We start from the raw sequence: 21,280 nt of genomic DNA on the forward strand, positions 1-21,280 counted from the left end.
GCCCTCCCTTTTCCGTAAAAGCCTCGTTGCGTGCAGAAAGGCCTAGGCAGGAGCGGACGCGACGCCTGGTGCCAGGAAGCGCTTGCCATTGACTCGTTCGGAGGCCCCGACACGGTCCAGGTATGGAGTGATGCCGCCCAGGAACATGGGCCAGCCCGCTCCAAGGATGACGCAGAGGTCGATGTCCTCAGGCCCGGCAACTACACCTTCTTCAAGCATCAGTCCGATTTCTTCGGCCAGTGCGTCCTGGGTGCGCCGCAACACCTCCGCTCCTGTAGAGGGAGTGTTGCCGAAGGACATGATGGCCAGGGTCTCTGCGGGGATGACCGGCTTTCCATCGGGACCGGGTACCCAGAGTGACTTTACGCCGTTGTCGATGAGCTTTTGCAGGTTCTGTGATACCGGGAAACGGTCTCCGAAAGCATTATGGAGGGACTCCTGCACATGCTGTGCCACCGGCAGGCCCACCATGGCGCTCAAGGTGAAGGGAGTCATCGGCAGGCCCATGGGACGCAAAGCGGTGTCTGCGACCTCGGCCGGGGTGCCTTCGTCGAAGGCGGCGATAACTTCGCCCATGAGGCGGAGCAGGATCCGGTTCACGACGAACGCCGGGGCGTCCTTAACCAGGACTGCGGTCTTTTTCAGGCCCTTGGCGAGTTCAAAAGCCGTAGCAAGTACGGCGTCGTCAGTCTTTGGCGCCCGGACAATTTCCAGGAGCGGCATGACGGCAACAGGGTTGAAGAAATGGAAGCCCACCACCCGCTCCGGGTGCCGGAGGTCGTCGGCCATGGCGGTCACGGACAGCGAGGAAGTGTTGGTGGCAAGGATGCACTCGGGGGAGACGATCTCCTCCACTTCCGCGAAGACCTGCTTCTTGATGTGCAGCTCTTCAAACACGGCCTCGATGACGAAGTCGGCATCAGCGAAGACTTCCTTGGACACCGAACCGGTGACGAGCGCCTTGGTCCGGTTGGCGGCGTCGGCCTTGATTCGCTTCTTTGCCAGCAATTTGTCGACTTCTGCGTGGACGTACGCAACGCCCTTGTCCACCCTGGCCTGGTCGATGTCTGTCATGACGACGGGCACCTTGAGTTGGCGCGCGAAGAGTAGCGCCAACTGGCTTGCCATGAGTCCGGCGCCTACCACGCCCACCTTGGTGACAGGGCGGGCCAGCTTGCGGTCCGGAGCCCCGGCAGGCCGCTTGGATCGTTTCTGGACAAGGTCCAGGAACGCGTACACGGTGGAACGGAATTCGTCCGTCTGCATCAGTCCGGCAAGGGTCTCACATTCCAGTTCCGCCGATTCGCCCTGGCTCATGGTGCGGTTTGCTTCCATGATGTCCAGCACTTTGGCGGGCGCGGGCGAGGCATTGGAGGTCTTCGCCTCCACAAACGCACGGCCCGCCGAGACGGCTGCAGTCCAGCGGCGGGCGATGCCCTCGTCCGAGGGATCGACGGCGTTCTCCCGCGCCGGTGTCTCTTCGCCGGCAATGACACGGGCCGCCCAAGCCAGGGACTGCTCCACGAAGTCGGCCGGCTCGAAGATTGCATCGGCAATACCGAGATCAAACGCCTCGGGGCCAGTGAGGGTGCGGTTGTTGCTGAGCGGGTTCTCGATCATCACCTTGACGGCATTCTCGGGTCCGATCAGGCGGGGGAGGATATAAACGCCGCCCCAGCCCGGAACAAGGCCAATGAACGCCTCAGGCAGGGCCAGGGCACCCGCGCCCGTGGAGACGGTCCGATAGGTTGACTGCAGGGCGATCTCCAGGCCGCCGCCAAGGGCCAGGCCGTTGATGAAGGCGAAGCTGGGCACCCCAAGGTCGGCCAAGGTCGAGTACACCGCATGTCCGAGCTGGGCCATCCACAAGCCGTGCTCACGTTCCTTGAGGGTCTTCACCGCAGACAAGTCCGCGCCGGCCACCAGGAAGTATGGTTTGCCGGTTACGCCGACGCCGACGATCTCGCCCTTGGTGGCGCGCTCCTTGAGCCCTTCCAGAACGTTGCCCAATTCCACGAGGGTGTTTGGTCCAAGGGTGGTGGGCTTGGAGTGGTCCAGGCCGTTGTCCAGGGTGATCAGGGCAAAGGTGCCGGCACCACCTGGAAGCTGGATGTCCTGGACGTAGGAATGCGTCACTACCTCGTCAGGGAAGAGGGAGGCGAGCTTCTGGAATTCTGCGGCGCTCATGCGGCGGCTCCTTCTGTGGTGGCGTGGCTTGAAGCCGGGACGGAGGATTCGAAGTCAGCGTGATGGGGGTTCTCCCAGATCACCGTGGCACCCATCCCCAGGCCGATGCACATGGTGGTGATGCCATAACGGACCGAGGGATCTTCCTGGAATTGCCGGGCCAGTTGGTTCATCAGTCGAACGCCCGAGGAAGCGAGCGGATGTCCGACGGCGATCGCCCCGCCGTAGCGGTTGACCCGGGGGTCGTCATCCGCGATGCCGAAGTGGTCAAGGAAGCTCAGGACCTGTACGGCGAATGCCTCGTTGATCTCGAACAATCCGATGTCGTCGATGCCGAGGCCTGCATTCCTGAGGGCCTTCTCCGTAGCTGGTACCGGGCCGATCCCCATGACTTCAGGTTCCACACCCGCGAAGGCATAGGAGACCAACCGCATTTTCACTGGCAGGCCCAATTCATCTGCGGCCTCTGCCGAAGCGAGCAACGCAGCGGTGGCGCCGTCGTTCAACCCCGCTGCGTTGCCTGCGGTAACCCGCCCATGGGCGCGGAACGGTGTACGCAGCCCGGCGAGATCCTCTACCGTTGTTCCGGGCCGGGGCGGCTCATCCATGGTGTGCAGTGCCCAGCCTTGGCCTGGCTTCATGGTGGCCACGGGGACCAGGTCTTCCTGGATCTGCTGCCTGGAATAAGCTTCCGCCAGCTTGGCCTGCGAGGCGGCCGAGTAAGCGTCGGTTCGGTCCTTGGTAATTGCAGGGAAACGGTCGTGCAGATTCTCTGCTGTGTTGCCCATGTTCAGCGCTGCCGGGTCCACGAGCCGTTCGGATATGAATCGCGGGTTGGGGTCCGCGCCTGCACCCATGGGGTGGTTGCCCATGTGCTCCACGCCGCCGGCAATGACGACGTCGTACGCGCCGAAGCCGATGCCACTCGCCGTCGTCGTCACTGCCGTCATGGCGCCAGCACACATGCGGTCGATTGCGAAGCCGGGTACCGTGCGGGGCAAGCCCGCCAGGAGGGCCGCCGTCCGGCCGATCGTGAGGCCTTGGTCGCCGGTTTGGGTTGTCGCAGCGATGGCTACCTCGTCAATGCGGTCCGCAGGCAACGATGGGTTGCGGCGCATCAGTTCGCGGATGCACTTTACGACGAGGTCGTCGGCGCGGGTACCGGCGTAGATGCCTTTTTCGCCCGCTTTGCCGAAGGGCGTACGCACACCGTCCACGAACACGACGTCGCGGACGTTCCTCTGAGCACTGCGTGATGGACTCATGTGTTAACTCCTCGTTGAGACATGGTGCCGGATCCCGCAGAGCGGATCTCCGGTTGGCATTGATGCAATGTTACTCGCGAGTAACTTAGCTTGCAAGGTGCCGTGGGACGCAGAAGGCCCGCCACCTCGAACCGAAGTTCGGGTGGCGGGCCCAGATGCAAGGCAGTAATTCAGGCAGGGTCCTTGGATTGCTGTGCTTCCTTCGGCTTGGACTCCTTGCCCGGGAGCGGCTTGGGGTTCAGGCACGCCTCGGTCAGGATGGGTGCCGCAATGGAGATTTGCCATTCCCGGGCACCAAGGGTGCGTAGCTCAGCTGCCACTGTTTCCAGTGAGACGTCCGACGGCGGCCGCCACGCCACGCGCCGCAGGTAGTCCGGGGTGAGCAGGTTCTCAATGGGAAGTTTCAGCTCGTCGGCCTTTTCCTGGAGCGCGGGGCGGGCCGTGGCGAGGCGCGCTGCAGCCGCCGGGTCCCGGTCCACCCACACGCGTGGTGGGGGCGGCGCGTTGGTGGCCAAGTGCAGGGGAGGCAGTTCGGTGAGCGTGCGGGCGGTCGTTATGCACCGCAGCCATCTCGGGGCTTCGCGCTGGGCGGACCTGCCATGGAAGCCCTTGGTTGCCAGGAGTTGGGGAACGGTGGTGGGCAGTGCCTTGGCTGCTGCGACGAGAGCGGAATCCGGGATGAGCCGGCCGGGAGCGACATCGCGCTTGCGGGCTAGTTGATCCCGCTCCTGCCATAGTTCCCGGACGGCGGCCAGCTGGCGGCGGTCACGGATCTGGTGGAGTCCGGATGTCTTTCGCCATGGATCCACCCGTGGCGGTGCGATCCCCGCCGCAAGGATTCCCGCGAATTCCTCCTCGGCGAATCCGAGCTTGCCGTCCGCCTCCAGAAGTTCGATGAGTTCTTCCCGGAGTTCGGCCAGGACCTCGACGTCCAGGGCCGCGTAGCGAAGCCAGGGTTCCGGCAACGGCCGGGTTGACCAGTCAGCGGCGGAATGTTCCTTGGCGAGGCCGAAGCCAAGAAGTTGCTCGATGACGGCAGCAAGGCCGACGCGGGGGAGCCCGGCGAGCCGGGCGGCAAGTTCGGTATCGAAGAGTTTGTCTGGCCACATGCCCAGCTCGGAAAGGCACGGAAGGTCCTGGGTGGCGGCGTGCAGGATCCATTCGACGCCGCGGAGCGCATCGTTGACGATGTCCAGGTTGTCAAAGGGTTCGGGGTCGATCAACCAGGTGCCGGCTCCTTCACGGCGGATCTGCACCAGGAAGGCGCGCTGGCCGTACCGGAATCCGGAAGCGCGTTCGGCGTCGACACCGGCCGGCCCGGTTCCGGCTGCAATGGCCGCGGCGCAGCGCTCCAGTCCGGCCAGGGTGTCGATGACCAAGGGCACGCCTTCGCGCGGGGTATCGAGATCGATGACTTCAGGGATGTGGCTGTCGAAGCCTTCAACTTTGATGTGGGTCGTGGGATCAGCAGCCGGATCGCCGGCTGTGGTTTTATCCAGGTTTTCAGGGGTCATGGTGGCTTAAGCTTACCGATTCCTGCTGCCGCAGGCCCTTGCTGACGAATTCGGGGCAATCAATTGAGCCTCCTGTTGGGTAGTCCGGTGACGCCTGGTGGCAAGGGCGGCAGTCCGGCGAACGTACAAACCATGTCAGACCAAGCCTCCAGGTGTGCTTGCACATTTGCCGTGGCGGGTGTCCAGGAGGCCCGCAGTTCAATGTCGATGGTGTCCGGCCGATCTGACAGAGTACCGAAGCTCTCCGACAGAATCCGGGTAGCGGTACCGCCCGCAGCGCGGTACTGGGCTGCGTGGTTTTCAAGGGCTTCCACCAGCCAGGTCCACGCGACGGAACCGAGCATGGTGTCGTTTCCCATCTCGGCGTCCATCTGGGCGCGGATGTAAGTGACAATCCGGAATTCGCCTTCCCATACGGCCGATCCATCGGGATCGTACAGCAGGATGAAACGGCCCGTGGCCAGTTCGTCGTCCTCTTCATGGGACGGGCTGGTGTTCTGTTTTTCTGCGAAGGCTTTGGCTGCAGGGCCGTGGACCGGTACTTGGCGGGTGGCTGCGGTGGGGCTGAAGACTTCGGCTCCAAGGGCCACGGCGTAGGGTGCCAGTCGGGCGGGCGCGGGGATTTCATCCAACCGCAATTCGCTGCGGCATTGTGCTTTTCGTAGCGTTCCCAAGGCGAAGAGAAAATCCGAGGGAACCTGGGCGAGGGCGTTCACCATCGCAGATTATGCGTCCGGGGCGGCGAATCCCTGTAGGCTCGCCGCCCCGGACGATTCCTTGTTCACTTGTTAGTTGGCGGGTGAATCGGAGGCCAACTCCCGCTTGATGGCGGCGACGAAGGCGTCGATATCTTCCTCCGTGGTATCGAAGGAGCACATCCACCTCACTTCGCGGCGGGCAGCGTCCCAATCGTAGAAGGCGAAGGATGAGCGCAGGCGGTCGGCGACTCCGGCGGGCAGAATTGCAAAGACGCCGTTCGACTGCGTGGCCTGGGTGGGTTCCACGCCGTCGATACCTTCGATGGCCGAGCGCAGTCGCGCGGCCATGGCGTTGGCGTGGGCAGCGGACCGCAGCCACAGGCCGTCCTCCAGCAAGGCGATGAACTGGGCCGAGATAAAGCGCATCTTCGAAGCAAGCTGCATGTTCATCTTGCGAAGGAATTTCAGGCCGTCCGCGGCCTCAGGGTTCAGGGCGACCACGACTTCACCGAAAAGCAGACCGTTCTTGGTGCCGCCGAAGGACAGGATGTCCACGCCGGCGTCGCGGGTGAACGCACGCAGGGGGACGCCGAGGTGTGCGGCTGCGTTTGCCAGCCGCGCTCCGTCCATATGCAGCTTCATTCCCTTGGCGTGGGCGTGGTCGGCGATCGCCCGCACTTCTTCGGGCGTATAGCACGTGCCCAGTTCGGTGGTTTGTGTGATGGAAACAACCAAGGGCTGCGCGCGGTGCTCGTCGCCCCAGCCCCAGGCTTCACGGTCGATCAACGCGGGGGTGAGCTTTCCGTCTTCCGTGGGTACCTGCAGGAGCTTGATGCCGCCCACGCGCTCAGGCGCCCCATTCTCGTCCATGTTGATATGCGCCGTGGAAGCGCAGATAACTGCGCCCCAGCGGGGGAGGAGCGACTGCAGGGACAGGACATTGGCGCCTGTGCCATTGAAGACCGGGAATGTTTCGATGCCGCTTCCGAACTGCTGTTCCAGGACCTCCTGGAGCCGGGCAGTGTAGACGTCCTCTCCATAAGAGACCTGGTGGCCTCCGTTGGCGTTAGCCAGGGCAGACAGGATCTCGGGGTGGACCCCGGAGTAATTGTCCGATGCAAAGCCCCGGACTGAGGGATCGTGGAGTTGACCGGATGTGGCGGGGGCGCCCGGGATTGCCTCTGTTGTACTCGTCACTTGTTCGTTCACGCTTTCAAGTCTATTTGGCCAACAGGATGCGCTGGCCGTTGATGGTGGCCGCCGGTTTGTCGAAGAGTTCGACGACGGCAGCGGCCAGTTCTTCGACGTCGGTGTAGCCGGGGAATCGCCGCTCCGGGTGCTCGCGCCGCATGGCGGCATCGACGAGGGATTTGACCACGAAAATGACTGCGGCGCTGTGTTGCGCCGAGGCGGCTTCCGTGGTGTCCGGGTTTTCTGCCTGCGCTTGCCGGAAGCCGTCCGCGACGGCGAGTGTCCAGGCTTCCGCGGCGGCCTTGGCGGCCGCATAGCTGGCGGTAGCGGCTGTGGGGGCAGACGCAGTAGTGGACGAGACCATGGCAAAACGGCCATTTGGTGATTCTTCCAACTGGCGGTAGAAGACGCGGGAGACATTGCGCAGGGTAGTAATCGCGCCCTCTTCAAGGGAGATCCAGTCGTCGTCGGACTGGTCCTCGATGCCGGTGGCGCTTCGCCATCCACCTACAAGATGGATGACGCCATCTATGCGCTGCACGCCCAGCAGGTGAATCGTCTCTGCCAGTTCGCGGACGGCGTCAAGGCTTGCGAGGTCGCAAACCAGCGGGGTCACCCCGTCTCCGGCTTCCAAAGCTGCGGCCTTGATGCGCACATCGTCCGAACCTACGGTGAACACCCTGTGACCGGCGGCCGCCAAAGCGCGCGCCGCAGCGACGCCGGACGCGCTGCTGCCGCCGGTGACGAGGACTGTCAGTGGGGTCATCAGGCCGCCGTCGCGCCCGTGATGCCGGTGGTGGATTCGATAACAGGGCGCATCTTCTTCTCCAGTGCTTCGTAGAACATCGAAAGCGGGAACTCGTCGTCCAGGACTTGGTCGGTAAGGCCGCGGGGGGCGCCGTTCAAAGGCAGCGCTTCAGGGCCCTTGGCCCAAAGCGACGCCGGGTGTGGAGTCACTGTACCGGAAATAAGCTCATAGGCTGCAAGCCAGTGGGCGGTCTTCGGGCGGTCGATGGAACGCCAGTACAGCTCTTCGATCCTGGCACCGAGCTCGATAACCACGTCTGCCACTTCGTCCCAGTCGATGCGGAGCTTGCTGTCCGTCCAGTGCAGCACGTGGTGTTGGTGCATCCACGCGAACAGGAGCTGGCCGCCAAGGCCGTCGTAGTTGCGGACGCGGTTGCCGGTGATGGCGAAGCGGAAGATCCGGTCAAAAATCACGGCGTACTGCACAAGCTTGGCGTGCTTGCGGGCATCAGGATCGGCGTTCTCGTCCTTCTCAATGCGCACGGACTCGCGGAAGGCCGTGAGGTCGCATCGCAGCTCTTCCAGTGAGTAGAGGAAGAACGGCATGCGCTGCTTGATCATGAACGGGTCAAAGGGAAGATCGCCGCGCATGTGGGTGCGGTCGTGGATCAGGTCCCACATAACGAACGTGCGCTGGGTGAGTTCCTGGTCGCCAAGGAGTTCCGCGGCGTCCGCAGGGAGTTCAAGGGACGTGGTGGCAGCCGCAGCTTTGAGGACGCGCCGGAACCGGGCCGCTTCGCGGTCTGCAAAGATGGCGCCCCACGTGAAGGTTGGCGTCTCACGGACAGCCACTGTCTCCGGGAAGAGGACCGCCGAGTTGGTGTCGTAGCCCGGCGTGAAATCAATGAAACGGATGGGAACGAAGAGTTTGTTGGAGTACTCGCCGGCTTCCAGTCCGCCAATGAACTCCGGCCAAATGACCTCGATCAAGACAGCTTCGACCAGCCTGTTGGTGCTGCCGTTCTGGGTGTACATAGGGAAGACCACCAGGTGCTGGAGACCATCGACCCGCTGTTCCTGCGGCTGGAACGCCTGAAGGGAGTCCAGGAAGTCCGGAACTCCGAAGCCGCTTTGGACCCAACGGCTGAAGTCTTCCACCAGCAGTTCGAGGTAGAGGGCGTCGTGTGGGAAGTGGGGGGCCAGCCTGGTGATGGCATCCGAAATTGTTGCTACCAGTTGGGCGGCTTCGTCGTGGGCGGCCGGGTCCGCAATGGAACCGTCCTGCTCCTGGTAGGCCTGAAGTGTGGTGGCGGCGGCCTTGAGCGCGGCCCACTCCGCGTTGTCTGCGGTGACACGCGGGAGGGCGGCTGTGGCGGTAATGGTCATTGATGCTCGTCCTTTCAGAAGTCGTTCATGCTTCTGATGTGAGCGTAGCAACCGAAAAGTTTAGCTAATCCAAAAATGGGTTGAGCATAAGCAAGTCTGTGGCAAAGGGTTGTTTCGCACTGTCCGAGATCCAGCAGGAGTGCGTTCCGGGGCGGACGGATAAACCGGGCCGCCCCGGAAAGCTGCTACTTCGTTTCGGATTCAGCTGCCTCGTCGGATTCAACGAGCCGCAGGGAGATCGAGTTGATGCAGAACCGCTGGTCGGTGGGAGTGCCGTAGCCCTCGCCTTCAAACACGTGGCCCAGATGCGAGTCGCAGTTGGCGCACCGCACTTCTACACGGTCCATCCCCATGGTGCGGTCATGGAGATAACGCACTGTGCCCTCGGCCAACGGCGCCCAGAAGGACGGCCATCCGCAATGGGAATCGAACTTTTCCCGGCTCGTGAACAACTGGCTGCCACAGGCGCGGCACTGATAAACGCCTTCCGTATGGGTGTCCCAGTACTCGCCCGTATAGGGCCGCTCAGTACCCGCTTGGCGCAGCACACGATACTCATCAGGAGTCAACTCTTCACGCCACTGGGCGTCGGACTTCTCCATGGGCACGGCCGTAGTCTTGCTGGTGTTCTCAGGAGTGTTCATGTCTTATGCAACGCTCACGAGTCGCCGATAAATCCCGAACCCGCGTACAAGTGGAGAACAGGAAGCCCCAACTGATCCTGTGCCTTATTGGCCCAATCCGTGTGGAAAGTATCAGCGATTGCATGCGGGCGGGTCACCACTACCGCTTGGGCGGCGTCCAGGGCCCGGACCTTCGCTACCAAGCCGGCCACGGCACCGCCGTCGATGATCTCGCCAGTGACGCCGCCACCCAAACCATCCAGTGCCGCCAGAGAAGTGGCCAGGGTTTCCGACGCCTCAGCCCTCTCAGCCTCAAGGTTGGGGGACTGCGCACCAAGTTCCCGGAACGCTTTGGCGATATCGAGCATGGAAAGGTTCTCCAGGAAATCAACCAGGAGATGTCGCTCGGTATTGGCGGGGACAAGGACAACCAAGGGTGCGTCGCCGCCGTCGACCAATTTGGCGATGTTGACGCGGTCGTCGGGACCAAGGGGCTCTTCTGTCAGGATGACGATGGGATCGCTCATGGCTACAGCGTAGTCCCGCCGAACCGGACGACGCAGATTTTCGGTGCTCAATTCTCCCGGCCACTTCCTTCAGCCAATCCGCCGCGCGGCCTCCACATGCATGGCCCACCGCGCTTGAACGGCGACAATGGAGCCATGGCATTGAATATCCGGTCAGCGAGCGACGCTGCAGAGAAGAAAATGTCCTTGCGCGCCAAATGGGCCATTGCAGGGATCCTTACCGGAGGGACACTTGCCGGCCTGGTGGGTGCCGGTTCCTCCGCGCTCGCGGTGTATTTTGCCCGTCGCGTCATTACGCCGGCCGCCCGTCATGAGGACCAGGAGGTTCTCGCCGTGATCCGTGGCGACAAGGGACTGCAGGTCATCCTTGCAGCCACACCTGACACCACCATCGACGGCGTGTTCAGCCTCTTCTTCGAAGGTGGCAAGGGCCATGCCAGGATTGGCAGGATCGTGTCCTATTCTCCGGCTGAACAAACGGTGCTGCGCGAAGTCGAAGAGGTCTACAGCGGCAACCTGTCTGAAGCCCGCCGTGGATGGTGGAGCGGCGCCACCTACCCGGACCCGGCCACCATTGGCCTGGCCGCTGAGGATGTGGAGATTGAGGTCGACGGCGGGAAGGCGCCAGCGTGGCTGGTCCGCGCCGACGCGGCTTCGCGCGCGCCCATCTGGGCAATCATGGTGCACGGCCGCGGCGCGACGAGGCTTGAAGGCCTGAGGGCCGTCCGGACGGCGCGGGACCTGGGATTGGACAGCCTGCTGATTTCGTATCGCAATGATGGACTCGCACCCTCGGCGCTCGATGGGCGCTACGGCCTGGGTTCCACCGAATGGCGGGACGTAGAAGCTGCCATCGAATACGCATTGGCACATGGCGCGGGGGAAGTGGTGTTGTTCGGCTGGTCCATGGGTGGGGCGATCAGCCTGCAGACGGCCGATCTGTCCAAGCACAGGCACCTGATCCGTGCTTTGGTGTTGGACGCGCCAGTGATCAATTGGGTCAACGTGATGGCCCACCACGCGGAGATGAACAGGATTCCCTACAACGTAGGCCGATACGGACAGTTGATGCTGGGACATCCGCTGGGCCGCAGGCTCACCGGACTCTCAGCACCCGTGGATTTCAAAGCGATGGACTGGGAAGCGCGCGCCGTCGAACTGCGCACGCCAACCCTGCTGATCCACAGCGTTGACGACGACTATGTCCCCTTTGAGCCTTCCGCGAGCCTGGCAGAGAAGAATCCGGAGATGGTGACGTTCGAACCGTTCCACGGTGCGAGGCACACCAAGGAGTGGAACGTCGATCCGGAGAAATGGGAACGGCTGGTCCACTCCTGGCTGCAGCGTCAGTTGGCTCCCCGCAATAACCCCGGACAGCAATAACGCTGGATACCAATAAAACCGGCCAGCCAGGAGGTATTGGGCAAGCTTAAAGAAGGTGTTGGGCCGGCTGGCGTTAGCCCTTGGGCGCGCCGATTGGCGCGGTCACGGCCTTTGTCAGCCGGAGCAGATCGCGCGGAGCAAGTTCGATGTCGAGACCGCGGCGACCACCGGACACCAGGATCGTATCGAAGGACAACGCCGATTCGTCCAGGACAGTAGGGGAGGGCTGGCGCTGTCCCAACGGTGAAATTCCGCCCAGGACATAGCCGGTACGGCGCTCCGCGGCCTTGGGGTCGGCCATGGCTGCCTTCTTGGAGCCAAGGGCTGCCGCCACGGATTTGAGGTCAAGGTTTCCGGAAACGGGGACGATGCCCACGGCGAGCTTGCCTTCCACTTCCACCATCAGTGTCTTGAAAACCCGGGCGGGATCGACACCCAGGGCTTCAGCTGCCTCCACGCCATAACTGGCCGCCGACGGATCATGGGTATACGGGTGCAGCACGAAGGGAACGCCGGCCGCAGCGAGTGCTGCAGTTGCCGGCGTTCCCTGTGATGCCATCTTCTTGGCCATGCCGTCGGATGCCTTTCAGCCTTGCCTTGCGGAAAGCGTCAGTGTTCCAAACGGCTGGCAGCCGCCACTTTCCGCTTGATACGGCCGAGCATGGCGGTCATGCCGCGCATACGCAGGGGAGTGATGGCCCTGGTCAATCCCAGCAACTCCGGCATGTCATCCGGAACGTCCAGAATTTCCTGGGCCGTCAACCCATCGAGTCCTTCGTGCAGCACGCCGGCGAATCCACGCGTGGTGGGAGCCTCCGGAGGAGCCTTGAAAAACAACCGGTAGGCGCGGGGGCCTTCGGCGTTGTCCTTGTTTTTCTCGGATTCGATCGTGAGGAACAAAGGTGACTGGCACTCCACAACCTGCTCCAGCAGCTCCGGGTGGTCCTTGAGGCGCTCCGGAAGTTCCGGCAGCCCACGGGAAAACTCGAGCAGCAGTTGCAGGCGGTCAGGCTCCGTCAGTGCCTGGAAGTCATCGACGATTTCCGCCAGTGCGGCGGGCAAGGTGTTGGTACTCATCACTTCCAGCTTACGCACAACGGCGCTGAATGCATCGCTAGTTACGGACCAAGGCTGCCGGCACGGAACCGCGCTCGGCGCCCTTGACGATGGGTACGCGGACCGCGTTGCCCCACTCGGTCCAGGAACCGTCGTAGTTGCGGACAGTCTCAAAGCCCAGCAGGTACTTCAGCGCGAACCACGTGTGGCTGGACCGCTCGCCAATGCGGCAGTAGGCCACGACGTCGTCGCCCGCCTTCAGGCCGGCTTCGCCCAGGTAGAGGGCTTCCAGTTCCTCACGGGAACGGTAGGTGCCGTCCTCGGCCGCAGCGCGGGCCCAGGGAATCGAGGCGGCGGTGGGGATGTGGCCGCCACGCAGTGCGCCTTCTTCAGGGTAGGCGGGCATGTGGGTGCGCTGGCCCGTGTATTCCTCGGGTGAACGGACATCGATGAGGGGGTTGCCCAGGTGCGCGAGGACGTCCTCCTTGAAGGCCCGGATGGGAGCGTCGTTGCGCTCAACCTCCGGGTAGGTGCCCGGAGCCGGCGTCGGTACGTCCGTGGTCAATTCGCGGCCCTCGGCGATCCACTTATCGCGGCCACCGTCCAGCAGGCGGACATCTTCGTGGCCGAACAGCGTGAAGACCCAGAGGGCGTAGGCAGCCCACCAGTTGGACTTGTCGCCGTAAATCACCACGGTGGTGTCGCGGGAGATGCCCTTGGATGCTGCCAAGGCGGCGAATGCGGCACCGTCGACGTAGTCGCGGGTCACTTCATCGTTCAGGTCCGTGTGCCAGTCGATCTTTACGGCACCCGGAATGTGGCCGGTTTCGTACAGGAGGACGTCCTCATCGGACTCCACAACCACCAGCTTGCCGTCGGCGGTGGCGCCTTCGGCAAGTGCTTCGGCAAGCCACTGCGTGGATACAAGTCGTTCAGGGTTCGCATAGGACGCGAACTTTTCGTTCTGTTCAACGGGGTAGGACATGATGATGGCCTTTCACTGACAACGGGCGGAGCCAGGCCCTGGAAGCTGCATCAGTTGCCGGCCCGGCGTGCTCCAACACTAACCACGGGCCGCGACGAATGCTTCCCCGCTGGTCACATGGTGAAACATGGCCTTGGTCACGTCGCCGTTTTAGGGATGCCTGATGCCGGTATTCTTGCTGGGGACCTAAATACTGGAAGAACGGACCACCGTGGTACAGATCGAACAACTGGCTGCCCGCACGCCGGCAGTCTCCGTGGAGGAACTCCTCAAGGGTTTCTACCCGTCTCCGCGATTCGGAGAGGTATCGTTCGACAGCTACCGTCCGGACCCGGCCCAGCCCAGCCAGGCCAACGCGGTCAAGCTGCTGTCGGCTTTCGCGGATGGCGTTGGCGCCGATGACGGTGGCGGCCTGTTCAAAAAGTTGTTCGCCAAGAAGACCCCAGCCACCCGGGCGGGCATTTACCTTGACGGAGGCTTCGGCGTCGGAAAGACCCACCTCCTGGCCTCCCTTTGGCACAGGTCTCCTGGTCCCAAGGCCTTTGGCACATTCGTTGAGTACACCAACCTCGTGGGCGCGCTCTCGTTCCGCAAGACCGTGGAAGCCCTCAGCAACTACAAGCTGGTCTGCATCGACGAATTCGAACTCGACGATCCCGGCGACACCGTGCTGATGTCCCGCCTCATGCGCGAACTGGCCGACGCCGGCGTGAAGCTGGCAGCTACTTCCAATACCCTGCCGGGTTCCCTGGGCGAAGGCCGCTTCGCCGCGGTGGATTTCCAACGGGAGATCCAGGTCCTTGCCGACCAGTTCGACGTCGTCAGGATTGACGGCGAGGACTTCCGCCATCGTGGCCTGCCCGCAGCTCCTTCACCGTTGAAGACTGAAGAGCTCAAGCACCGCATGCACGCCGAGTTCGACGGACAAACAGTTGCCGTGGATGACTTCAGCACTCTCGTGCACCACCTCGCCGGCGTTCACCCCAGCCGCTATCGGCAGCTGATCTCAGGCATCGAAGCCGTGGTGTGGCGCGACGTCGAGACGATTACCGAGCAGGCAGTAGCACTGCGCTTCGTGGTCCTCGCCGACCGCCTCTACGACAAAGATGTTCCGATTCTTGCCAGCGGCGTCCCGTTCGACAAACTCTTCACTGAAGAGATGATGACCGGTGGGTACATGAAGAAATACTTCCGTGCCGTGTCCAGGCTTACGGCTCTTGCCCGCGAGGGACAGAACCACGAACCTGCCTGAATGGGTTCCCGCGCTACTTGGGTGAAGGCGTCAGCGGTTCCCGGTCCTTCAGCAACCAGCGGACCAGGATGCCTCCTGCCAAGGCCCAGAAGGCGGCACCCACTCCGGCGAAGCTGATCCCTGAGGCCGCAAGCAGGAAAGTGATGCAAGCGGGTATGCGCTCCTCGGCAACTGATAATGCGGAGGAGACAGCTGAGGCCAGGGTACCGAGCAATGCAAGCCCTGCGACCGCTTCCAGCAAACCCGCCGGTGCGGCAGCCACCACCGTCACCAGGGCCGCGGAGAACGCGGCCAGTATCAGGTAGCCCAGTCCGGCCACGAACGCGGCGATCCAACGCCTGCCGTGATCTTTCCCCGCTTCCTCGCCCGCGGCCAAGGCGGCACTCAACGCTGCCAGGTTGATGGCATGGCCTCCGAAAACAGCGCCCGCGATGGTTCCAGCTCCAGTGACCAGCATGGATGCCCGCCATGGCGTTGTGTAGCCGAAGGATTTGAGCACGGCGACGCCGGGAATGTTCTGCGATGCCATCGTGACAATGAACAGTGGCAGGGCAAGTCCCACTGCTGCCTCCGCAGTAAATTTCGGCGTGGTCCATTCGAGCCGTGGCAACATGTCATCGCCGGGAATCTGAACGCCGTTCGTCACGATATGGATGCCGATGACGGCGAGGGCGACCAATAGTGAAGCAGGTACCGCCCATCGGGGCGCGAACTTCATCATCACCAACCAACTAAGGGCCACCGGGCCAACCAGCAGGGGCGCTTCTCCCAGCGATTGGAAAGGCGCCAGGCAAAGGGGGAGCAGCACGCCCGCAAGCATGGCCTGCGCCAGCGCTGTCGGTATCTTCGTCATGAGCCTGCCAAGGGTGGGCAGTAACCCAGTCAGGACGATCAGCACCCCGACGACGACGAACGCACCCACGGCTGCCGGCCAGCCGCCGTCGACCATTCCTGCCGAGGCGAGGAGCGCCGCACCGGGGGTGGACCACGCCAGGGTGACGGGCATTTTCGACCTCCACGCCAGCCACAAGATGCCCACTCCGAACGTCAGCGTGAGGGCCAGGAGGCCGCTGGAGGCTTGCGCCTGGCTGGCTCCCACAGCCCGCAGTCCGGCAAGGACCACAGCGAAGGAGGACGTGAAACCGACGAGTGCGGTGACGATGCCCGCAGTAATGGGCGGCCCCAACGTGTCCTGGCTGGAGGGGCGCTGGACTGCGGAAGAGGCGGAAGGCATGAAGACCAAAATACCGGACAAGAAGCTGCGGACCGGTTAAACGCCAAGGGCACCGGTGGCGCCTCTCGGCGGGACCGGTGCCCCCTTGACGTATCTGGTACGGCGGGCTCAGGCAGCTAGAGCTGCTTCGGCTCATCCGCGACGGGAGCCTGTGCGGCGTCTCCGTCTGTTGTAGCCACGAAGTCGGAAGCGGCATTCTGAACCGCGTCAACCTGACCTGCGAACTTGCCGCCTGTCTTCTGGTCGACGAAGTCTCCGGCCTTTTCGATGCCATTCTGAATGGCTTCTTCGTTGCCCTGAATGAGACCCTGAGCCTTACCCTTCAGGTCGTCAATTAAACCCACGGGCACCTCCCTTCCTTCGCGGAGCCAGTTCGCTCCTCCGCGTCCGACCCTAACACCAGATTCAGGGTGTGCCAAGGATTCCAGGCGCGCTATGCCAAGGGCTTACTGAGCTCCAGGTGGCGCGGGCTGTCCGGATTCATGAGGGAGTGCTTACGGCCGTAGGAGAAGTAGATCACCAGGCCAACAACGAGCCAGACGCCAAAACGGAGCCAGGTTTCCCAATGCAGTTGGGACATCAGGAACCCGGACGCCAGCACGCCGAAGGCGGGAACGACGGGCATCCACGGCAAACGGAATGTGCGGGGGGCCTCAGGCCTCTTGTAGCGGAAGACGATGACGGAGATGCAAACCACAACGAATGCTGCCAGGATGCCGATGTTGGTGAGGTCGGCCACTTCCTTGATGGGGAATACGCCCGCAAGGAACGCTGAGGCGATGCCCGCGATCCACGTCACACGCTGCGGCGTGCCGTGACGGTCGGTGCGGGCAAACCAGCCCGGCAGCAGGCCGTCGCGGCTCATGGAGAACCACACCCGGGTGACGCCCAGGAGGAACGTCAGCATAACGGTCAGGATGGACAGGACAGCGAACACCGAAATGATGGTGGCGATGATAGGCAAACCAACCCCGGTAAAGGCCGAGGCGAAGCCGGCCTTGGGATCGATGTCCTTGTAGTTCTGCATGCCCGTGAGGACAAGCGTAGCTGCGACGTACAGCAGCATGGCGATGATCAACGACAGGACGATCGCCTTGGGCATGTGCTTCTTGCCGTCCTTGGCTTCTTCCGCGGCTGTACTCATGGCGTCGTAACCGAAGACGGCGAAGAACACGGTGGCCGCACCGGCAAAGACCGGGCCGAAACCACTGGGCATGAACGGATTGAAGTTCTCAGTGTTGACGTAGAAAATGCCCAACCCGATGATGAACAGGATCAGCACTACCTTGATGGCGACAGCCACCAACTCGAAGCGGCCGAATGCCTTGGTTCCCCTGCTGAGGATCCACGTCACCAAGAGGCAGACGAGGATGGCCGGGAGGTTGATGATGCCGCCTTTGCCTTCATCGGCCGTGGACGTCATCCAAGTGGGCATGTGGATCCCGATCCCGGACAAGAAGGCGTCGAAGTACCCGGAGATGCCGATCGCCACAACGGCAACAATGGCGATGTATTCAAGCAGGAGATCCCAGCCAATGAACCAGCCGATGATCTCGCCCAAAGCCACATAGCCATAGGTGTAGGCGGAGCCGGCCCTGGGGATCATGCCGGCAAATTCGGCATAGGACAGTGCTGCGGCGCCGGAAGCAAGCCCGGCAATAAGGAAGGAGACGAGTACCGCAGGTCCGACGCCTGGGTTGTTTGCGTCGCCATGGGCCACAAGGCCGGCCAGCGAGAAAATGCCGACGCCGATAATGCCGCCGACGCCGATGGCCGTCAGTTGCCAAAGGCCAAGACTCTTGAAGAGTCCGCTGTGCTTGCTTTCTTCCTCAATATCGTCGATGGGCTTGCGCCTCATGACGGATTGGGAAGCCGTCTGTTGATTCATGGGGGTACTCCTGCCAGTTGGCGTGGAACGGTGATGAGCTCGCATTACATTGTGCGAGACGAATCACATTAGATAAAGCGACTTTTTCTTAGGTGTATCAGTTACCTCAAATAACGAATGGAATATGGCTCTCATTGGGCATAAAAAAAGCAGCTCCGAGGAGCTGCCTTTTTTGTTGGAGCGGACGACGAGATTCGAACTCGCGACATCCACCTTGGCAAGGTGGTGCTCTACCAGCTGAGCTACGTCCGCACATGTTGCTTGCCATGCAGGTGCCTGGCCATCAACAACAAACAAGTTGCCTTGTTCTGGTGGGCGATACTGGGATCGAACCAGTGACCTCTTCCGTGTCAGGGAAGCGCGCTACCGCTGCGCCAATCGCCCGTTTCCGGGTCCTTATGAAAGGAGAGCGGACGACGAGATTCGAACTCGCGACATCCACCTTGGCAAGGTGGTGCTCTACCAGCTGAGCTACGTCCGCACATGTTGCTTGCCATGCAGGTGCCTGGCCTTCAACAACAAACAAGTTGCCTTGTTCTGGTGGGCGATACTGGGATCGAACCAGTGACCTCTTCCGTGTCAGGGAAGCGCGCTACCGCTGCGCCAATCGCCCATGCATCCAGCCGTGACTGGAAGACATGGTTTTCACCGAGGTGGGTACGGGATTCGAACCCGTGTATACGGCTTTGCAGGCCGCTGCCTCGCCTCTCGGCCAACCCACCGTGTAAGCAGATTCCGAGGAATTCGTGCCTTGACAGTGCCTTGCGAGCGGACGACGAGATTCGAACTCGCGACATCCACCTTGGCAAGGTGGTGCTCTACCAGCTGAGCTACGTCCGCAGTGCCGTAACGCCGGCCTGCCCAGTAGGCATTCCGTCGCTTTCCGACGAGTAAAAACTCTATAGGAGGTTGCTTGAAACTCCAAATCGGTTGGTTGCTTTGGCTTCTTAAGGGGCTTGGATCCTTGAATTTACGCGGTTGGCGGGGAGTTTCACGGCTGTAATTCCAGCCTTGTGATTCGGTCTGGGCAATGTGGCCTGGATGCGTTTTGCATTCCAGCCACGGTGGGCTAGTCTTCTGTATGCACCAGCGAGCTGATGCAGGTTTCACCCGGGCGATTGGCGCAGTGGTAGCGCGCTTCGTTCACACCGAAGAGGTCACTGGTTCGAACCCAGTATCGCCCACCAAAAGAAACCCCCGGACTTCCCGGGGGTTTCTTCGTTTTACGCCCAGGGCGTCGCATCGATCGCTATCGCGCCGGGGATGAGTTTGTCATCGCGTGGGTTACATCGGTCCAAGAGCTAGGAATGCTCCAGCGGGTTCCACGAAACAGATCATGAACCCGGAGTGGGCGAGAAGCTCCGAATGTGACTGCGCTCACTGCTACATTGTTTCCGACGGGGGGCAAAGGGTGCTTCCTGCACGCCGAGGAGTTCCCGTATGAGCCTTCAGATTCCGCGCCCTGGCGACCTACCCACAGCGACAACTGACGAGGACCCGAAGAAAAACCGCAAAGCCCGCACTTCCGTTGGCATCGGCCTCATTGCTGTCGCCGTGATCAGCGCGGCGGCAATGATTTGGCTGCATTCGTTGTATGGGGCTGGGCTAGCCAACCTCAACGACAGCGATAGGTCTGAACAAGCAGTCTTCGTGACCCTCAACATCTTCTACTTCATGGCGCTTGCTGCGGTTGGCATTTGGAATGTCGCTGCCAGGCGTAGCACATCCAAACTGCCGCTCATTGCTGCGCTTGTCTTGTCGTGCCTAGCGCTGACGTTCACTGTTATCAACATCCTTGACTTCGCGACGACCAGCGGCAGGATTCCGAGTCTGTTTATGTTGTTCCTGAATTTGGGTATCTGCGTTCAGACAGTCAGGCTCTTGCTCGTGAAGCCAACGCTGGACCGTTCTGTTGTTTCCCCGTACTAGCTCCATCAAGTAGCAAACAGACAGAGCACCCCAGCAGCCGGATACAGATTTGCGCGCCCTCGTCGCTCTACGATGGACGGATGCCCTGATGAAATCAAGAAGCACCGTTTCCTGACCGTTGAACAAGTCGCTGAGGAACTCAACGTCTCCGCAGTTCAGATACGGGCGCTGTTGAAGGCAGGTGATCTGAGGGGCATTCAGATCGGCGGACGGAATGTTTGGTGCATTGCTGCAAGCGATGTCGAGGACTACATCGCTGAGGCATACAGGCTCACTGCTGAACGGATCGCCGCCGGTGACCCCCGGACTGAGCTGGCTGGTCGCGGACCCATTGAGCATTTCGGCGAGAGGCTTCGCGCCTCGAAGTTCGGGCACAAGATGACGCGGGACATGTATGCGTACCCGAGCCGTGCCCAGAAGCAGCGGCCGAAACGCGAAGTGCTAGGGGAGCAGCCGTGGGAAGACACGGCCTTGTGCTACCGGGATGATGAACATACCCAGCACTCGGACCTGTACCTTTTGTGGAAGCGCGATGTGGGGTTGCGAAACTTTGACCTGTCCAGGGACTATTTCAGCTCGCTGGATGCTGACGAGTTCGAGACAGCACTCCAGCACTCCTTTCCAAGGGCCGCACCTTCAAACCGGTGGAGTCACTGCCGGCTCTGGACGGCAAGGAGGGCGCATGCATCATGGTCTTCGACGAGTACAAGCACTTCTATATCGGGTCAGTCGTGGGACATTAGGAAGCGGATCAAGCAGCATTGGGGTGCCCGTAAACCCTTCGACCGGCTGATCTACGGACGGAGCATGTACAACTCGATCTTCCCAATTGATGAGCTGCGCGCCTTGGACACCACCCGGATCTACGCCGCCCGTAGCCGCAGCCCTTATACATTGGAAGAACGAGCAGAGGACGCCGCGGACCAGCGCTTTTGCCTGAACCGGTTGATGGGTGTGGAGCCGACACCAATGGCCCGGATGTTGTCCGGGCTCAGCCCCCGCGGCCGCACTCATGGGGTGGTCTCGACATCGTTGACCTATGCGGAATACGAACGTGAACGGGACGCAGTCCACGATGTCATAAGTCGTGGAAGGTCAACGGATGCCCCCCGGGCTGGTCGAGGTGCTCGCACAGATGGACATGAGCATTCATTCAGTCCAGCGGGAAGACGGCACGCAGTTCCTGTGGTCCCGGCGGGACAGTATCGCCAGTGCAGCCAAGCATAGCGACCTGAGCATGAAAGAGTTCGCGGGTTTCCTTGGCGCCATGGGGGAGAAGATTGTCTGGCCAGAGGACTAAAGGTCCTTCTTCGGGCGCAGTTCCTTATCCTTGAAGGTCTTGTACCCGGCGCAACGATCCATGGGGGAAAGCGGCACGTTTCACATCCATCGTCCGAATCGTCCCGTTGGGATTG

General features: G+C 61.9%; 19 protein-coding genes and 7 tRNA genes. 5 read left to right on the forward strand and 21 right to left on the reverse strand.

The window, feature by feature from the left end:
* Window positions 1–42: 42 nt before the first annotated feature.
* From ACZ5G6_RS09275 to ACZ5G6_RS09315, 9 genes are all read right to left on the reverse strand, one after another.
* Window positions 43–2,187 carry a 3-hydroxyacyl-CoA dehydrogenase NAD-binding domain-containing protein gene (locus ACZ5G6_RS09275; RefSeq protein WP_498690928.1) on the reverse strand — a complete coding sequence of 715 codons (2,145 nt, stop codon included), beginning with the start codon at window positions 2,185–2,187 and terminating at the stop codon, window positions 43–45.
* Window positions 2,184–3,452 carry a thiolase family protein gene (locus tag ACZ5G6_RS09280; protein WP_498690933.1) on the reverse strand — a complete coding sequence of 423 codons (1,269 nt, stop codon included), beginning with the start codon at window positions 3,450–3,452 and terminating at the stop codon, window positions 2,184–2,186. The genes ACZ5G6_RS09275 and ACZ5G6_RS09280 overlap by 4 nt, the downstream gene beginning before the upstream one ends.
* A gap of 170 nt (window positions 3,453–3,622) precedes the next feature.
* Complete coding sequence (locus ACZ5G6_RS09285) at window positions 3,623–4,966, reverse strand: HRDC domain-containing protein (RefSeq protein ID WP_223936894.1); 1,344 nt, start codon at window positions 4,964–4,966, stop codon at window positions 3,623–3,625.
* Window positions 4,967–5,025: 59 nt separating this feature from the next.
* Window positions 5,026–5,685 (reverse strand): DUF3000 domain-containing protein, encoded by a 660-nt coding sequence (locus ACZ5G6_RS09290; protein ID WP_223936896.1) that lies wholly within the window; start codon window positions 5,683–5,685, stop codon window positions 5,026–5,028.
* Window positions 5,686–5,754: 69 nt separating this feature from the next.
* Window positions 5,755–6,873 carry a threonine aldolase family protein gene (locus tag ACZ5G6_RS09295; RefSeq protein ID WP_498690938.1) on the reverse strand — a complete coding sequence of 373 codons (1,119 nt, stop codon included), beginning with the start codon at window positions 6,871–6,873 and terminating at the stop codon, window positions 5,755–5,757.
* Between the two features lie 10 nt (window positions 6,874–6,883).
* The gene (locus ACZ5G6_RS09300; RefSeq protein ID WP_223936906.1) at window positions 6,884–7,621 is read right to left on the reverse strand and encodes an SDR family NAD(P)-dependent oxidoreductase; all 738 of its coding nucleotides are present in this window, start codon (window positions 7,619–7,621) and stop codon (window positions 6,884–6,886) included.
* Entirely contained in the window at window positions 7,621–8,988 is a 1,368-nt protein-coding gene (locus ACZ5G6_RS09305) for a DUF6421 family protein (RefSeq protein WP_498690940.1), read from the reverse strand. Before ACZ5G6_RS09305 ends, ACZ5G6_RS09300 begins: the two co-directional genes overlap by 1 nt.
* 185 nt (window positions 8,989–9,173) lie before the next feature.
* Window positions 9,174–9,632 carry a peptide-methionine (R)-S-oxide reductase MsrB gene (msrB, locus tag ACZ5G6_RS09310; protein WP_498690942.1) on the reverse strand — a complete coding sequence of 153 codons (459 nt, stop codon included), beginning with the start codon at window positions 9,630–9,632 and terminating at the stop codon, window positions 9,174–9,176.
* A 14-nt stretch (window positions 9,633–9,646) separates the two neighbouring features.
* The gene (locus tag ACZ5G6_RS09315) at window positions 9,647–10,138 is read right to left on the reverse strand and encodes a hypothetical protein (protein ID WP_223937532.1); all 492 of its coding nucleotides are present in this window, start codon (window positions 10,136–10,138) and stop codon (window positions 9,647–9,649) included.
* A 135-nt stretch (window positions 10,139–10,273) separates the two neighbouring features.
* Here ACZ5G6_RS09315 and ACZ5G6_RS09320 point away from each other — a divergent pair, with 135 nt between their 5' ends.
* Window positions 10,274–11,521 (forward strand): alpha/beta hydrolase family protein, encoded by a 1,248-nt coding sequence (locus tag ACZ5G6_RS09320; RefSeq protein WP_223936925.1) that lies wholly within the window; start codon window positions 10,274–10,276, stop codon window positions 11,519–11,521.
* Between the two features lie 73 nt (window positions 11,522–11,594).
* On the opposite strand, the gene ybaK is transcribed toward ACZ5G6_RS09320, so the two are convergent.
* Genes ybaK through ACZ5G6_RS09335 form a run of 3 tightly spaced genes read right to left on the reverse strand, consistent with a single transcriptional unit; the run spans window position 11,595 to window position 13,562 of the window.
* Entirely contained in the window at window positions 11,595–12,092 is a 498-nt protein-coding gene (gene ybaK, locus ACZ5G6_RS09325) for a Cys-tRNA(Pro) deacylase (RefSeq protein WP_498690946.1), read from the reverse strand.
* A gap of 38 nt (window positions 12,093–12,130) precedes the next feature.
* On the reverse strand, window positions 12,131–12,598 hold the full coding sequence (locus tag ACZ5G6_RS09330) for a SufE family protein (protein WP_216923126.1): 468 nt from the start codon (window positions 12,596–12,598) through the stop codon (window positions 12,131–12,133).
* Window positions 12,599–12,635: 37 nt separating this feature from the next.
* On the reverse strand, window positions 12,636–13,562 hold the full coding sequence (locus ACZ5G6_RS09335) for a sulfurtransferase (protein WP_498690950.1): 927 nt from the start codon (window positions 13,560–13,562) through the stop codon (window positions 12,636–12,638).
* A gap of 211 nt (window positions 13,563–13,773) precedes the next feature.
* On the opposite strand from ACZ5G6_RS09335, the gene zapE reads away from it, so the two are divergent.
* The gene (zapE, locus tag ACZ5G6_RS09340) at window positions 13,774–14,814 is read left to right on the forward strand and encodes a cell division protein ZapE (protein ID WP_498690952.1); all 1,041 of its coding nucleotides are present in this window, start codon (window positions 13,774–13,776) and stop codon (window positions 14,812–14,814) included.
* 13 nt (window positions 14,815–14,827) lie between these two features.
* Here the strand turns inward: zapE and ACZ5G6_RS09345 are convergent, their stop codons facing one another.
* The 9 genes from ACZ5G6_RS09345 to ACZ5G6_RS09385 all read right to left on the reverse strand — a co-directional run bounded on the left by ACZ5G6_RS09345 (window position 14,828) and on the right by ACZ5G6_RS09385 (window position 18,776).
* Window positions 14,828–16,048, reverse strand: coding sequence for a benzoate/H(+) symporter BenE family transporter (locus ACZ5G6_RS09345; RefSeq protein ID WP_498690955.1), 1,221 nt, complete (start codon window positions 16,046–16,048; stop codon window positions 14,828–14,830).
* A gap of 116 nt (window positions 16,049–16,164) precedes the next feature.
* Window positions 16,165–16,398 (reverse strand): antitoxin, encoded by a 234-nt coding sequence (locus tag ACZ5G6_RS09350; protein ID WP_223936935.1) that lies wholly within the window; start codon window positions 16,396–16,398, stop codon window positions 16,165–16,167.
* A gap of 83 nt (window positions 16,399–16,481) precedes the next feature.
* Window positions 16,482–17,936 carry an amino acid permease gene (locus tag ACZ5G6_RS09355; RefSeq protein ID WP_223936936.1) on the reverse strand — a complete coding sequence of 485 codons (1,455 nt, stop codon included), beginning with the start codon at window positions 17,934–17,936 and terminating at the stop codon, window positions 16,482–16,484.
* Window positions 17,937–18,112: 176 nt separating this feature from the next.
* Window positions 18,113–18,188, reverse strand: a tRNA-Gly gene (locus ACZ5G6_RS09360).
* Window positions 18,189–18,245: 57 nt separating this feature from the next.
* Window positions 18,246–18,320: transfer RNA gene (locus ACZ5G6_RS09365), tRNA-Val, on the reverse strand.
* 24 nt (window positions 18,321–18,344) lie between these two features.
* A tRNA-Gly gene (locus tag ACZ5G6_RS09370) sits at window positions 18,345–18,417 on the reverse strand.
* 57 nt (window positions 18,418–18,474) lie between these two features.
* Window positions 18,475–18,549: transfer RNA gene (locus tag ACZ5G6_RS09375), tRNA-Val, on the reverse strand.
* Between the two features lie 38 nt (window positions 18,550–18,587).
* A tRNA-Cys gene (locus tag ACZ5G6_RS09380) sits at window positions 18,588–18,658 on the reverse strand.
* 45 nt (window positions 18,659–18,703) lie between these two features.
* Window positions 18,704–18,776, reverse strand: a tRNA-Gly gene (locus ACZ5G6_RS09385).
* 272 nt (window positions 18,777–19,048) lie between these two features.
* Between ACZ5G6_RS09385 and ACZ5G6_RS09390 the strand changes: the two genes are divergently transcribed.
* From ACZ5G6_RS09390 to ACZ5G6_RS09400, 3 genes are all read left to right on the forward strand, one after another.
* A tRNA-Val gene (locus ACZ5G6_RS09390) sits at window positions 19,049–19,123 on the forward strand.
* 253 nt (window positions 19,124–19,376) lie between these two features.
* Window positions 19,377–19,865, forward strand: a complete 489-nt coding sequence (locus tag ACZ5G6_RS09395) for a hypothetical protein (protein ID WP_498690957.1) — start codon at window positions 19,377–19,379, stop codon at window positions 19,863–19,865.
* Window positions 19,866–19,937: 72 nt separating this feature from the next.
* Window positions 19,938–21,092, forward strand: a complete 1,155-nt coding sequence (locus tag ACZ5G6_RS09400; protein WP_498690959.1) for a helix-turn-helix domain-containing protein — start codon at window positions 19,938–19,940, stop codon at window positions 21,090–21,092.
* Window positions 21,093–21,280: the final 188 nt, after the last annotated feature.

Source organism: Arthrobacter sp. TmtSoilC51 (assembly GCF_055388015.1).

Bases quoted from the DNA above. Each gene is read 5' to 3' on its own strand.
- ACZ5G6_RS09345 (WP_498690955.1), bottom strand. From the start codon at position 16,048: ATGCCTTCCGCCTCTTCCGCAGTCCAGCGCCCCTCCAGCCAGGACACG.
- ACZ5G6_RS09290 (WP_223936896.1), bottom strand. From the start codon at position 5,685: ATGGTGAACGCCCTCGCCCAGGTTCCCTCGGATTTTCTCTTCGCCTTG.
- ACZ5G6_RS09275 (WP_498690928.1), bottom strand. From the start codon at position 2,187: ATGAGCGCCGCAGAATTCCAGAAGCTCGCCTCCCTCTTCCCTGACGAG.
- ACZ5G6_RS09400 (WP_498690959.1), top strand. From the start codon at position 19,938: ATGGACGGATGCCCTGATGAAATCAAGAAGCACCGTTTCCTGACCGTT.
- ACZ5G6_RS09305 (WP_498690940.1), bottom strand. From the start codon at position 8,988: ATGACCATTACCGCCACAGCCGCCCTCCCGCGTGTCACCGCAGACAAC.
- ACZ5G6_RS09320 (WP_223936925.1), top strand. From the start codon at position 10,274: ATGGCATTGAATATCCGGTCAGCGAGCGACGCTGCAGAGAAGAAAATG.
- ACZ5G6_RS09335 (WP_498690950.1), bottom strand. From the start codon at position 13,562: ATGTCCTACCCCGTTGAACAGAACGAAAAGTTCGCGTCCTATGCGAAC.
- ACZ5G6_RS09315 (WP_223937532.1), bottom strand. From the start codon at position 10,138: ATGAGCGATCCCATCGTCATCCTGACAGAAGAGCCCCTTGGTCCCGAC.
- ybaK (WP_498690946.1), bottom strand. From the start codon at position 12,092: ATGGCCAAGAAGATGGCATCACAGGGAACGCCGGCAACTGCAGCACTC.
- ACZ5G6_RS09280 (WP_498690933.1), bottom strand. From the start codon at position 3,452: ATGAGTCCATCACGCAGTGCTCAGAGGAACGTCCGCGACGTCGTGTTC.
- ACZ5G6_RS09395 (WP_498690957.1), top strand. From the start codon at position 19,377: ATGAGCCTTCAGATTCCGCGCCCTGGCGACCTACCCACAGCGACAACT.
- ACZ5G6_RS09300 (WP_223936906.1), bottom strand. From the start codon at position 7,621: ATGACCCCACTGACAGTCCTCGTCACCGGCGGCAGCAGCGCGTCCGGC.
- ACZ5G6_RS09285 (WP_223936894.1), bottom strand. From the start codon at position 4,966: ATGACCCCTGAAAACCTGGATAAAACCACAGCCGGCGATCCGGCTGCT.
- ACZ5G6_RS09355 (WP_223936936.1), bottom strand. From the start codon at position 17,936: ATGAATCAACAGACGGCTTCCCAATCCGTCATGAGGCGCAAGCCCATC.
- msrB (WP_498690942.1), bottom strand. From the start codon at position 9,632: ATGAACACTCCTGAGAACACCAGCAAGACTACGGCCGTGCCCATGGAG.
- ACZ5G6_RS09330 (WP_216923126.1), bottom strand. From the start codon at position 12,598: ATGAGTACCAACACCTTGCCCGCCGCACTGGCGGAAATCGTCGATGAC.